The sequence below is a fragment of the Caldisalinibacter kiritimatiensis genome (assembly GCF_000387765.1).
In the GTDB taxonomy this organism is placed as follows: Bacteria; Bacillota; Clostridia; order Tissierellales; family Caldisalinibacteraceae; genus Caldisalinibacter; species Caldisalinibacter kiritimatiensis.
This window is the reverse complement of sequence record NZ_ARZA01000193.1, coordinates 1-13120: the sequence shown is the minus strand read 5'-3', so window position 1 is coordinate 13120 and position 13120 is coordinate 1. Positions and strand designations below refer to the sequence as shown.

16 protein-coding genes are annotated in these 13120 nt (G+C 29.5%); 12 read left to right on the top strand and 4 right to left on the bottom strand.

Going from position 1 to position 13120, the window contains the following annotated elements; translation table 11 throughout:
* Positions 1–282: 282 nt before the first annotated feature.
* From L21TH_RS08445 to L21TH_RS08430, 4 genes are all read left to right on the top strand, one after another.
* Positions 283–1305 carry a 3D domain-containing protein gene (locus tag L21TH_RS08445; RefSeq protein ID WP_006314053.1) on the top strand — a complete coding sequence of 341 codons (1023 nt, stop codon included), beginning with the start codon at positions 283–285 and terminating at the stop codon, positions 1303–1305.
* Between the two features lie 333 nt (positions 1306–1638).
* Positions 1639–2175: a ribonuclease M5 gene (gene rnmV, locus L21TH_RS08440; RefSeq protein WP_006314052.1), complete on the top strand. Its 537-nt coding sequence runs from the start codon at positions 1639–1641 to the stop codon at positions 2173–2175.
* 1 nt (position 2176) lies between these two features.
* Positions 2177–3043 carry a 16S rRNA (adenine(1518)-N(6)/adenine(1519)-N(6))-dimethyltransferase RsmA gene (gene rsmA, locus L21TH_RS08435; RefSeq protein ID WP_006314051.1) on the top strand — a complete coding sequence of 289 codons (867 nt, stop codon included), beginning with the start codon at positions 2177–2179 and terminating at the stop codon, positions 3041–3043.
* A gap of 93 nt (positions 3044–3136) precedes the next feature.
* Positions 3137–4609 (top strand): DUF7922 domain-containing protein, encoded by a 1473-nt coding sequence (locus L21TH_RS08430; RefSeq protein ID WP_006314050.1) that lies wholly within the window; start codon positions 3137–3139, stop codon positions 4607–4609.
* A 99-nt stretch (positions 4610–4708) separates the two neighbouring features.
* On the opposite strand, the gene L21TH_RS08425 is transcribed toward L21TH_RS08430, so the two are convergent.
* Positions 4709–4972, bottom strand: a complete 264-nt coding sequence (locus L21TH_RS08425) for a late competence development ComFB family protein (RefSeq protein ID WP_006314049.1) — start codon at positions 4970–4972, stop codon at positions 4709–4711.
* Between the two features lie 328 nt (positions 4973–5300).
* Between L21TH_RS08425 and L21TH_RS08420 the strand changes: the two genes are divergently transcribed.
* Both L21TH_RS08420 and L21TH_RS08415 read left to right on the top strand, forming a co-directional pair.
* A complete protein-coding gene (locus tag L21TH_RS08420; protein ID WP_006314048.1) occupies positions 5301–5525 on the top strand; it encodes a glutaredoxin family protein in 225 nt (74 codons plus the stop codon).
* An 89-nt stretch (positions 5526–5614) separates the two neighbouring features.
* Positions 5615–5839: a glutaredoxin family protein gene (locus tag L21TH_RS08415; RefSeq protein ID WP_006314047.1), complete on the top strand. Its 225-nt coding sequence runs from the start codon at positions 5615–5617 to the stop codon at positions 5837–5839.
* Between the two features lie 44 nt (positions 5840–5883).
* Here L21TH_RS08415 and L21TH_RS08410 read toward each other — a convergent pair whose 3' ends face one another.
* Both L21TH_RS08410 and L21TH_RS14305 read right to left on the bottom strand, forming a co-directional pair.
* On the bottom strand, positions 5884–6069 hold the full coding sequence (locus tag L21TH_RS08410; RefSeq protein WP_006314046.1) for a DUF1858 domain-containing protein: 186 nt from the start codon (positions 6067–6069) through the stop codon (positions 5884–5886).
* A 142-nt stretch (positions 6070–6211) separates the two neighbouring features.
* Entirely contained in the window at positions 6212–6403 is a 192-nt protein-coding gene (locus L21TH_RS14305; protein ID WP_006314045.1) for a hypothetical protein, read from the bottom strand.
* A 332-nt stretch (positions 6404–6735) separates the two neighbouring features.
* Here L21TH_RS14305 and L21TH_RS08405 point away from each other — a divergent pair, with 332 nt between their 5' ends.
* Positions 6736–7098 carry a phage holin family protein gene (locus L21TH_RS08405; protein WP_006314044.1) on the top strand — a complete coding sequence of 121 codons (363 nt, stop codon included), beginning with the start codon at positions 6736–6738 and terminating at the stop codon, positions 7096–7098.
* A gap of 33 nt (positions 7099–7131) precedes the next feature.
* Here the strand turns inward: L21TH_RS08405 and L21TH_RS08400 are convergent, their stop codons facing one another.
* Complete coding sequence (locus L21TH_RS08400; RefSeq protein ID WP_006314043.1) at positions 7132–7713, bottom strand: hypothetical protein; 582 nt, start codon at positions 7711–7713, stop codon at positions 7132–7134.
* 210 nt (positions 7714–7923) lie between these two features.
* Here L21TH_RS08400 and L21TH_RS08395 point away from each other — a divergent pair, with 210 nt between their 5' ends.
* The 5 genes from L21TH_RS08395 (at position 7924) to L21TH_RS08375 (ending at position 12671) form a co-directional block, all read left to right on the top strand.
* Positions 7924–8604 (top strand): response regulator transcription factor, encoded by a 681-nt coding sequence (locus L21TH_RS08395; protein ID WP_006314041.1) that lies wholly within the window; start codon positions 7924–7926, stop codon positions 8602–8604.
* Positions 8601–10082, top strand: coding sequence for a sensor histidine kinase (locus tag L21TH_RS08390; RefSeq protein WP_006314040.1), 1482 nt, complete (start codon positions 8601–8603; stop codon positions 10080–10082). The genes L21TH_RS08395 and L21TH_RS08390 overlap by 4 nt, the downstream gene beginning before the upstream one ends.
* A 144-nt stretch (positions 10083–10226) precedes the next feature.
* Positions 10227–11201, top strand: coding sequence for a cation diffusion facilitator family transporter (locus L21TH_RS08385; RefSeq protein ID WP_006314039.1), 975 nt, complete (start codon positions 10227–10229; stop codon positions 11199–11201).
* A 152-nt stretch (positions 11202–11353) separates the two neighbouring features.
* Positions 11354–12037 (top strand): cytochrome c biogenesis CcdA family protein, encoded by a 684-nt coding sequence (locus tag L21TH_RS08380; protein WP_006314038.1) that lies wholly within the window; start codon positions 11354–11356, stop codon positions 12035–12037.
* 25 nt (positions 12038–12062) lie between these two features.
* Entirely contained in the window at positions 12063–12671 is a 609-nt protein-coding gene (locus L21TH_RS08375; RefSeq protein WP_006314037.1) for a peroxiredoxin family protein, read from the top strand.
* Positions 12672–13120 lie beyond the last annotated feature (449 nt).

Here is a 13120-nt window from a genome sequence, read left to right as displayed (position 1 = left end):
AAATGTTTATAGAATTATTATCGAAAAGCGAAAGGCGAACAGCGAATAGCCTAATTTTTTTACCAACTAAGAACTAAGAGCTGACTAAAATGCTACTAACTACTAACAACGAACTACTAACTAACAAATCGACGTAGTCGATTTTGGTTTACATATTATAAAGTTCACAACTTTTGGAAATAAATACAACTATATAAAAAAATTACATCTATAGATTATATTGACACAGAATTTGTATATAGAATAGAATACACTAGAAGCCAATAATTTGGAGGGTAAGAAATGAGCGATAAAATTATAAAGAATAAACTGTTTAGTATAATAGTAGTTACTTTTTTAATAGTGATAAGTAGTGTGCTTGTGTATCAGCATGTAGAAAAGGATGTAGTATTATATATAGATGGACAGTCTAAAGTGGTAAAGACCTATAGTAAAACTGTAGGTGAATTATTACAAGAAAATAGAATAGAGCTTGAAAAAAAGGACTATATCAATGTAGACGAAGATATGAGATTAAAGGATAATATGAATATTGTAATAAGAAAAGCACTCCCTGTTACAGTTTATGACGGTAAAATAATAATGCAGGATGAATCATCAGGAAAAACAGTTGAGGATGTATTAAAAGATTTAAATATAAAAATTGATGAAAATGATGAAATTAATCCTGATTTAGATAAAGAGATTTCTTCAAATACACAAATATATATTACTAGAGTAGACGAAGAAATAAAGAGTGAAATCCAAGAGATACCTTATGATACTATAATAAAATATAACGAAAATTTGCTAAAAGGAGAAATAAATAAAATACAACATGGTAAAAATGGCAAAAAGGAGTTAGAGATAAAAGAAACATATATCAATGGAGAACTTAAATCAAAGAAAATACTAAGTGAAAAAATAAAAGTAGAGCCTAAACCAGAAATAATTGAAAAAGGTACTAAACACTATATTGCTACTTCTAGAGGTAATGTGACTTTTAGAAGAAAGCTTATTATGACAGCAACAGCCTATGATTTATCTTATCAGAGTACAGGAAAAAGACCGGGAGACCCAGGATATGGCATAACTGCAACTGGCACAAAGGCACGTCCAGGAGTAGTGGCTGTAGACCCTAACGTTATTCCGTTAGGGACTAAACTATATATCGAATCACTAGATAGTAGAGAGGATTATGGTTTTGCAGTAGCAGAAGATACAGGAGGAGCAGTAAAGGGTAATAGAATAGACCTTTTCTTTGCGGACCATCAAGAGGCATTAAAATTTGGTAGAAGAAGGGTAAAGGTTTATATACTTGAATAGGATTTTGGAAGAGAGCAGTTTTCTGCTCTTTTTTGTTGTAAAATGTTTTAATTACGATACAAAAAGTGTATAATTTTAATACGTATCATGAGAAAATAAAAAGCGTAAAAAATAACGTAAAAAAAGACGTATTGCGTACAAGCTGGCGTAAAAGAAAACGTATGAAGTAACGTAAATAATGATTTGAAAGAAGACGTAAAAAAGGACGTAAAATGTACGATGTTATTTTTACGTTTTTAGCACGTCACTTTGTACGTCTACTTGTACGTCACTTAGCACGTTAGCTAGCTCGGTTTTTAATTTTAAATTGCTAAAAGACTAAGGGGGAAGAACATGATAAAAGAAGTAATAGTCGTAGAAGGTAAAGACGATGTTGCTGCTGTAAAAAGAGCGGTCGATGCAGAAATTATTACTACTGGAGGATTTGGATTTCCCGATGACCTTATGGATAGAATAAAAACAGCGGCAGAAAAAAGAGGAGTAATTATATTTACTGACCCTGATTTTGCAGGAGAAAAAATAAGAAATATAATTTCTAAAGAGGTAAAGAATTGTAAACATGCTTTTTTACCAAGGGACAAAGCCACAAAGGACGGTAATATTGGTATAGAAAATGCTACTAAAGAAGATATAATAGAAGCTTTAAAAAATGCAAGGGTAGAATCGGCAACTGAAAGAAAAGAATTTACAAAGAGTGATTTAATAAGAAATGGTTTAATAGGGAACGAAAGTGCATCTGATAGACGAGATAAATTAGGTAGAATATTAGGAATAGGCTATTGTAATTCCAAGCAGTTTTTTAAGCGTTTAAACAATTATGGAATAACGAGAGAAGAATTTGAAGAAGGAGTTAGGAGGATAGGCTATTAATATGGATAAAAGATTATATTCACCAAAAGCTACAAAGGAAATTATTGAAAAATACGGGTTTAAATTTTCAAAAAGCTTTGGACAAAATTTTTTAATTGATAAAAACATATTAGATAAAATATGTGAAGGAGCTAATATAACTAAAGAAGATGGAGTAATAGAAATTGGACCGGGTATAGGAACTTTAACACAAGAGCTATGCGAAAGAGCGGGAAAGGTAGTAGCTGTGGAATTAGATAATAGACTTATACCTATTTTAGATGAAACTCTTTTTTCCTATGATAATGTAAAAGTTATACAAGGAGATATATTAAAGATTGACATCGAGGATTTAATAAAGACTGAATTTGACAATAAAAAAGTAAAAGTGGTTGCTAATCTTCCATACTATATAACTACACCTATAATTATGAAGCTATTAGAAGAAAGGTACAATATAGAAAAAATAGTAGTTATGATCCAAAAGGAAGTAGCTATGAGAATACAAGCAGCCCCTGGAGGTAAAGACTATGGAGCATTATCTATAGCAGCACAGTATTATTCTAACCCACAGATTATAGCTAATGTACCTAAAAATGTATTTATACCAAAGCCTAAGGTAGATTCAGCAGTAATTATGTTAGATGTATATAGTAAACCGAAGTTTAATGTAAAAGATGAAAAACTTCTCTTCAAAGTAGTAAAGGCAGCTTTTAGTAAAAGGCGTAAAACCTTAGTTAACGCTTTAAGTTCAGGAGGTCTTGGTCTAGAAAAAGACCAAATAAGAGAAATATTAAGTAAACATGATATAGACCATAGAATTAGAGGAGAGAAATTGTCTATAGAAGATTTTATTAAAATATCTGATGCTATATATAGTATTCAATAATTTGGCATGAGGTATAAAAATAATTATTTATTTAGTTAACTATTCCCCTTTTGTTACATATACTTATAATAAGGAATTCAAGGGGGGATAGTTGTGTCCAAATATATAAGGAAATTTGTAATACTTGAAGACAATACTACGAGCTATCTTAATAATAAGAGCAATAAAGCTAAGGGATACGTAAAGATAGAATCACGTGATGGAAAGGGAAAGATACTATTTAATGTAGAGGGCTTGGAAAACATACAAAATAAAGTATATAAAGGATATTTATTAGGAAAATCACGTGGTAAAGTAGTTAAGGCAGAGGTAGGTACAATAATAATAAACGATAAAGGAAAGGGTAGCGTAGAATGGAAGTTTAATCCCAAATCAGTAGGAAACACTGGTGTGTCAATTGAAGACTTTAAATATGTATTAGTAAAGCTTACATCAATTGATAAAAAAGAGACCGATTTAAAGGTACCTTTAATAGGCTATGTTTATAATAAAGATGGAAGCATAGAATCAGTGCTTAAAGAACTACAAAAAACAGACGCAGAATCAAATGAAGTACATATGCCCCAGAAAAAAAGTATAGAAAAGGAAGAGATTAAGATAGAAAATGAAAGAAAAGAAGATTTTAGTGAAATGAAAGTAGAAAAGGAAGAGATTGAAGAAATAGATAAAGAATTACAACATAACTTAAAAGATTCTCAGCAAGTAATGAGTAATAAAACTGAAGAAAAAGAGAATAAAGTCGAAGAAATTCAACAGGAAGATATTAATGAAATAGAAGAAACACAAGAAATAGCAGAAGAAGAAAAAAAGGAAGAGATACAAAAGCATGAATATGATAACGATACTTACAGTGAAGAATATAATACAGAAGTTGAGAAGCCAAAATTAGAAAGTAAAGAAAATCAAAAAGAAGTAGAAGGTAAAAAAACAAATCGTTATAAATTTATAAAAGTTGACCATAGTAAAGATAAGTATTATGCACAAAAAAATAAACAAAACTACCAACAAAATTCTACTTATCAAAATCCCAATTATGCAGACAATATGAATAACTACGGACACCCATTAAATAATAGAAATAATTATACAGATAGTGCTAGAATGTACAGTAAACATGTAGCAGACTATTCAATGAATATACTTAAATTTTTCGAAAAGGTCAACCCATTAAAGCAAGAGCTTGATGGATATACTTGGTGGAAAATAGATTATGATAGTAGAAATGTATATAGAGGTTTTTTACCTTTTTATAACTATATCGTGAATGTTTATTATCCATATCCATTTATGAGTAGAGTAACAACCTGTCAAAATCTCATGAAAAAATATGACCATTATATTTTTGGTATATATGAAAAAAATAATGAAGTTAAATATTATGTATATGGTATACCTGGCAAGTTTACTAAAGAAGAACAACCATATAACGGTATAACGGGATTTCAAACGTGGATAGAGAAAAGGGATTCAGACAAAGATATAGGCTATTGGTTAATTCACATAGATGCTATTAATGGAAGAATAGTGACACCTTTAAAGCCTACTCCACCGAGAAGAAATAGATAGTATCAGTTAAAGAAACGTTGCAAAATGGGTACACTATAATGTTAAAGTAGACGTGAAAATGATATAAGGGAGGGACATGATAATGTCCCTCATTCTAATTTATAAAGCCAGATTTTTCTTGCTAGTAAAAATTTCTATAGCTTCGATTACTTTAGCTAGAACCGATATTTTTATTTGTCTGTCTAAAAGAAAAGATGTTTTTTCACTTTCGTCATTACTTGATAAAAAATACTTAGGAGGAAGATTATTTAGTGCTATTGCCATAATGTCTTTTTTACATTTATCACATTTACATATGTCATATTTGTCAATGATTTCATTTAGAGCATTTTTAACTAAAATTTCCATATAGTTTTTAGTCATATAATCAACCTTTCAAAAAAGATATAAATGAGATTATCATATGAATAAATTAAATACAATATGACATTAGACCTAAATATTGATATTATCAATGTTAACTTAAGGAAACATATCATAAAATATGATATATTAGTATATTATAGATTGAGTTGGTATGTATATTATAAATATTAAGATATAAACGAATATATTTTATATATTAGAGTTAAGCTATATGAAGCAGAAAAAATAATGAATATTATAATTTTTTATATATACTTGATTATATATACCTATAAGGGGTATAATATATATGCAAAATAAAAAACAAGATACGGAGGGTTAGAATATGAAGGAAGTAATAGTTTATACAAGCAGCACATGTCCACACTGTGTAAGTGCAAAACAATATCTTGAGCAAAAGGGTGTAAGCTATACAGAAAAGAATGTTTCAACTGACGCACAAGCTAGAAAAGAATTAATTCAGAAAGGATATATGGGAGTACCAGTAATAGTAGTAGATGGAGAAGATATAGTAGGATTTGACAAAGCTAGATTAGACCAATTATTATAATAAATTAAAAAAATAATAAATTGATGTTTATATATACCCCTTATGGGGTATATTTATTATGAAATAAAATGATAATGGGGGTTTTAATTATGCCAAATGTAACAATTTATACAAGTAGTACATGTCCACACTGTGTAAGTGCAAAACAATATCTTCAACAAAAAGGTGTAGATTTTACTGAGAAAAACGTTTCAACTGATGTGTCAGCTAGAAATGAATTAATACAAATGGGTTACAGAGGAGTACCAGTAATAGTAGTAGACGGAGAAGAAATTTTAGGATTTGATAGAAATAGATTAGAGCAATTATTATAACTAAAAAGAAGGCGACCGCCAAACGAAGGGGCGCCTTCTTTTTTTTATTCGTTTAATGCTTTTAAAAGTTCATCTAAATCTATGCCATGAACTTGAGCAGCTTGCTCTAATGATTCCATTTGAGCTGAAGGACATCCGATACACCCCATACCGAATCTCATTAAAACTTCAGCTTTTTCAGGGTTCTCTCTTAATAATTCACCTATTAGCATATCTTTTGTAATTGCCAATTGTATTCCTCCTTTATTATATATGTATATTTATATTATCATATATGTTTATATAATATAATAACATATTTTTTTATTTTTTTGTGATTAAATAGACAATTATTTAGAAATAACTTTAAATAATAAAATATTTCAACCATTTCTAAATACCATAATATCTTATGCTTTTATTATAAGGTAAATTTTTAATAACTATCAAATCTCCAGGACTTAATTTATGCTCTATACTATTTCTTACTACTTTTAATACTTTATATCTTGCAATAGTGTCTATATTTTTCTCTGGTAAAGCTAGTTTATAGGTAAAAACAGACAATAAAAGACCTATACTCATGATTACCAATAATAATATAACTAGTAATTTGATAAAAAAGATATTAGTGTTATATTCGTTGATTGTTATGGACAAAACCTATATGCTTAGCAGCCATATTGAGCACTCCTATTTCACTAACGTATTATATAGCTAGTATATTTATTTAAAAGCTTTAATATGTACCTATTGCATAAAAAAGTCCTCGATTTTAAATAATATTTTTAAGGTTAATTTTTTGAATACACATAACTGAAATTATATTATTATCCAAAATTTAAATTTAAATATAGCTTTCTATGTGTTATAAAAAATTAACTTTTTAGTGAAACTAAAGAAAAGGAGGTGTAAGTATGGCAGAAAGAGAAAGAAATCCGGAAAATGTCAGTATTGGTAGTGTTGTATTAAGAGTAGTTTTAACAGCACTAATTGTAGGTATAGCAGCATTTTTAACACCTGGATTTAGCGTATCTAATATTGGAGCGTTATTAATAGCAGGAGTAGTTATAGCAGGACTAGATTATCTAATAGAAAGGATATCAGGAGTAGATGCTTCACCTTTTGGCAGAGGAATAATAGGATTTATAGTAGCAGCAGCAATATTGTACCTAACGAGTTTTATAGTAGCAGGATTTAATATTTCTATTTTAGGGGCTATAATAGGAGCTCTAGTAATAGGAGTAGTAAATGCCATAATTCCAGGAAGAGCATTTTAACCAATAACAAAAGCGGCATTTAAGCCGCTTTTGTTAATTGTTATACATGCATTCTCCAAAACCTCTATTAAAATTGCCAGTAGAGTCCTCACTCCACTTTCTACCTCTACCATTTCCTTGACCTCTTTTTTGACCATTTTGTCCTGCCCAAACAGGTCTATTGTCTTCACTTCTTACTTCTACAGTTTTATTGTTAGATGTAATACTAAATGGAACGAATACATTATGCTCATCAAAAGTCCTCTCTAACCCTGTTATTTCTACATAACTATCTTTTTCTAGGTTAAGTTCTTTAAATTGATTAAAGAATACTATTCTTCCTAAATGTACATCAATAGTAGAGCCATCTTCAGTTTTTACAGCCATGCTATGAGGTACTTCTTCTGTATTAATATCTTTTGTAAGTTTACCAGAAATAGTAACAAGGTCATCTTCACTAATAGTGTAAGCATATTTTTCGTCGGATATATTAGGTCTTCCAAAACCTAGCTCCCAACCTTGCCTTGGTGTATTTGATGATGGAGTATCACCATCCGATGCAAAAGTTATAGCTGTTGAGAATAAAAGTACTAAAGCTAACACAGTTGATGTTAAAATAGTTTTTTTGTTTTTCATATTTAAAACCTCCTTGATTAATTTTATTTTCAATTATATTTTATACCTGGAATGTGACAGTTCTGTGACAAAAACAGTAATGTTTAATGAAAAACATAATTTTAAATATTTAAGCTAACAGCAAATAGCTAGTAGCTAATAGCTCAAAATCGACATTAGTTGATTTTGTTATATAATAGAGGTAAGCAGATAAAGATAGGAGTGGTGCAGATGTCAGTTAATATATTATTAGTAGAAGATGAAGATAGGATGAGAAGATTAGTATCAGATTATTTAAAAAGAGAAGGATACAATATTATAGAATCAGAAGATGGAAAAAAAGCATTAGATATTTTTATAGATATGGAACATGAAATAGATTTAGTTATATTAGATATAATGCTACCGGAATATGATGGATGGACAGTATTAAGAGAGATAAGAAAAGAAAACAATACTCCTGTATTACTTCTAACAGCTAGAGGTGAAGAATCAGATCAGTTATTTGGTTTTGAGTTAGGAGCAGATGAATATGTTACTAAACCCTTTAGTCCTAAGATATTGGTTGCTAGGGTTAAGGCACTACTAAAACGTGGTAATACTACAGTTAATAATACCAAGATATCTGTAGAAAATATAGAAATTGACGAAAGTGCCCATAGAGTATATATAGAGGGCAAAGAAATAGAACTTACTCCTAAAGAATATGAGCTTTTAGTGTATATGGTTAAGAATAAGGGTAAAGCATTAAGTAGAAATAAGATATTAAACGAAGTTTGGGGATATGATTATTTCGGAGATTCTAGAACAGTAGATACCCATGTAAAGAGATTAAGAGTAAAACTAGAGAATAAAAGTGACTTTATACAAACTGTAAGAGGAGTAGGTTATAGATTCGAGGTGAAAAAATGAAAAAGTCCATAAGTATTAAGTTGTTTGTTGGTATGATTATATTTACTTTGATAACAGTGGGACTAGTGTGGATATTAAACACTCAATTTTTAGACGATTTTTACTTGAATAGAAAAAAGAAATCACTTATTGAATATGGTAATAATATTAAGTCATTATACGAAGGAGATATAGACAGTATTAGCTTAGAGCTAGAAAGAATAGAGAATTTAACATCAGGAAATATAACTATTGTAACGGGTGAAGGGGAAATAAAGTATGCCACAATTTTGGGACATAGAAGTCAAGGAATGGGAAAAGGAAATGGTATGTGGAGCTTTTATATTGAGACTTTTAACGATAATGAAAAATTACAGGCACTAATAAATGGTGAAGCGATTTTAAATATATATAATCATCCTAGATTTTCTACAAAGATATTGTTATTATCTGTACTATTAAAAAATAATGAAATATTATTCATAGAGTCCCCAATACAGTCAATTGAAGAAGGGGTAGAAATAACAAAGGATTTTTACGTTTATATAGGTTTTATATCATTAGTGGTTGCAATAATAATAGCTTATATTTTCTCTAAAATTATTACTAAACCTATAATTAAATTAAATAATGTAGCTAAAAAAATGGCTACTTTAGATTTTAGTTATAAATACCAAGGAAAAACAGATGATGAAATTGGAGAATTAGGACAAACTATAAACTATCTTTCAAACAAATTAGATATAACCATTAGAGATTTAAATAAAGCGAATGAACAGCTAAAAAAAGACATAGAGAGAGAAAGAGCCCTTGAAAAAATGAGAAAACAGTTTGTATCTAGCGTATCACATGAGTTGAAAACACCTATATCATTAATACAAGGTTATGCTGAAGGTCTTAAAGATAGTGTAGCTAATGATGAGGAAAGTAGAAAGTTTTACTGTGATGTAATAATAGATGAAAGTGAAAAAATGGGTAAACTCGTAAAGGATTTATTAGATTTATCTCAATTAGAATCAGGAAGTTTTAAGCTAGAAATAGTCAAATTTGATATAAAGGAATTAATAGAAGAAGTAGTTAGCAAATATAACCCTATATTTTCACAAAAGAATATTAAATTAAAGTTAGATATAGACGATGATATACAGTTAGTATACGGAGATAAGATAAGAATAGAGCAAGTTTTAGTCAATTTTATAACTAATGCTATAAACCATATCAAAGGTGATAATGTAGTAAAAATTACAGTTAAAAAAGAACAAAATAAAGTGAAGGTAAATATATTTAATAGTGGAGAGCACATACCTGAATCTGAAATAGAAAAAATATGGGACAGATTTTATAAAGTGGATAAAGCACGTACTAGAAAATATGGAGGAACAGGCTTAGGGCTGTCTATTGTAAAAAGAATTTTAAAGTTACACGATAGTAAATTTGGAGTAGATAATGTAGATAGGGGAGTAGAATTTTGGTTTTATTTAAATCAATATAATAGCTAAAGAAAGAGATAATTATTATCAATTGATAATGATAGCTAATAACAGTTAACACCTTGTATCATTGAAAAATCAATGGTTCCATTTGTATTGGATTTATACTATAATAGTAATGAAAGTACTTTAATTGAAAATGAGGTGTAATAATTGAATTTAAATAGTAGTAATAATATTACTGAAAATGAAAGATACAAAATAGGTAATAGGATTACATGGATTACTATAATTATAAACATAATTCTATCTATTGCTAAAATATTAGTTGGTTTATTGGCAAATTCTACTGCAATGTTAGCAGATGGTATTCATACTATATCAGATACGGCTAGCTCTATAGGTATAATTATTAGCTTTTTTATTGCAAAAAAACCAGAGGATATGGAGCATCATTATGGTCATGAGAAAGCTGAGTCAATAGCAGGTTTTGTGTTATCTTTATTATTAATATCGGTAGGAATGAATATAGGATATTCGGCTATAAAAATTTTGATTGCAGGAAAAAATATAGTTCCAGGGGTTACAGCGGTTTGGGCAGCATCTATATCTATAGTAGCTAAAGAAGTTCAATATAGAATAGCAATGTATGGAGGAAGAAAAATAAACAGCAGTGCCCTTATAGCTGATGCATGGCATCACAGGTCAGATGCATTATCTTCTATAGGAGCATTAATTGGTATAATAGGTGCTAGAATGGGATATTATTTTTTAGATCCATTAGCAGGATTAGTAGTATCAGTAATAGTAGTTAAAGTAGGGATAGAGATATTTATAAATGGGTATAATGAACTTATGGATAGTTCTATTGAAAAAGAGAAATTATACAAAGTAGCAGAGGAAATTCTTGAGAACACAGAAGTGAATAATATAAATGAATTAAGGAGTAGAAAACATGGTTCAAAGGTATTTATAGATATAAAGGTATGTGTAGACCCTAACATTACAGTAGCTAAAGGACATAGTATAGGAGAAGATGTAGAAAAAATTATCCATAAGAATATTGACCATGTAAAAGAAGTGTTAGTTCATACCAATCCTTGCATTAGACCTGAAGTAGGGAAGTGTTCTGATTGTGAAGCTAGAACTAGTATATTTGTGAGAAATGGAAAAAAGAAACACGTTTAAGTAACGTAAAAAAAGACGTATTGCATATAAGGTGACGTGGCAATTAATAGCCTAAAAAGCGACTTTTTCGCTTTTTCTATAGCAAACACATACCCCTATATGGTATAATAGAATATGGATTGTAAAAGTAAATAAACGAGGGGGGGATATATATGCAAGATACTTCAATCCCTATAGCATTTGCAGCAGGGTTTTTAACTTATTTTTCACCATGTATTTTACCACTAATTCCAGCTTATATTACTTATATTACAGGAACTACTTTAGAAGAAGAGCTTCAGGATAAAAAACTATTTGCTTTATCTAGAACCTTAGGCTTCGTATTAGGATTTACTATTATATTTATGATATTTGGTATACTAGCAGGTTTTGTAGGGCAGGCATTTATTAGATATAGAAATGTTTTAACTAAAATAGGTGGAATTATAATAGTTCTTTTTGGTTTAAATATGGTTGGACTATTAAAATTAGAGTTTTTAAATAAACAACGAAATGTTAGGTCACCGAAGGAAGTCAAGAACTGGTTTAGTTCTATCCTTATGGGAATGGCCTTTGCGGCAGGTTGGACACCATGTATAGGACCAGTGCTTGGCACTATACTTATATATGTGGGTACAACTGCCACCGTTTCAAAAGGAATTATCCTTTTATTAGCTTATTCCATTGGTTTAGCAATTCCATTTTTATTAACAGCACTTTTAATTAATCAATTCAGTAAATTTTTAATGAAATCCGAAAAAGTATTACCTTATATAGTCAAAATAAGTGGTGTTGTGATAATAGTTGTGGGAGTATTGATAGTTTTTAACAAGCTTAATTTCCTAGCATATTTCTAGACTATATTATATGAGGAGGTATAGAATGAAAGGAAAAAATATTATTGTTATAGTTTTAGTTATAGTATTAGGTGCAGGTCTTTTCTATTTTGCTTCTAATATGCTTAATAAAAATGAAAATATAGTAGAAAATAACAATGAAGTAGAGCAAGAAAATGCAGAAGATAGTGAAGAAAAGGAACAAATAGAAGAGAGCAAAGAAGAGACTAGACCAGAAGAAGGATACAAAGCACCTAATTTTACTCTTAAAAATATAGATGGAGAAGATGTTTCTTTAGATGATTATAAAGGGAAAATTGTTTTACTAAACTTTTGGACTACAACATGTCCTTATTGTACTGGAGAAATGCCGGATATGAACGATATATATTTAGAAAATAAGGATAAAGATTTCGTTATATTAGCAGTTAATGTAGGAGAGCAGCAATTAAAGGTTAAAAAGTTTATACAAGATAAAGGATATGATTTTGAAGTGTTATTAGATAAAGATGCAGATGTAGCTATAAAATATTTAGTTAGAGGTATTCCAGTTTCTTATTTTATAGATGAAGAAGGAGTAGTTGTAAAGAGAAGAGTGGGGATGATGACCTATGACTATATGAAATCTATGATTGAAGACATCAGGAATAATTAAAGCAAATGTTAAAAATACATTTGACTTTAACCTAAATATATAATAGAATTTTGTGTGTTCCATACCCTGTTAGGGTATAATAAAATTGAAAGGAGGATTAGTATGAAGATAAATATTACTGATAAGGCAATAAATGAGCTGAAAAAAGTATTAGAAAAAAGAAAAGAAGCAGCTAAAGGCGTGAGGGTATATATGGCAGGCTTTGGCTGAGGCGGTCCATCATTTGGTCTTGCTCTGGATGAGCAAAAGGAAGACGACGAAGTTGAGGAAATAGATGGATTAAAAATATTAGTAGACAAGGACACAGCTACTACATTTAAAGAGTTCACTATTGACTATACTAACAACTGGTTAGGTAAAGGATTTAGAGTTTATACTGAATAGAGAATTAAGGGGTCAGGCCTGAATAAGTGAATAACTTTAAAGTTATTCACTTATTCAGGCCTGAC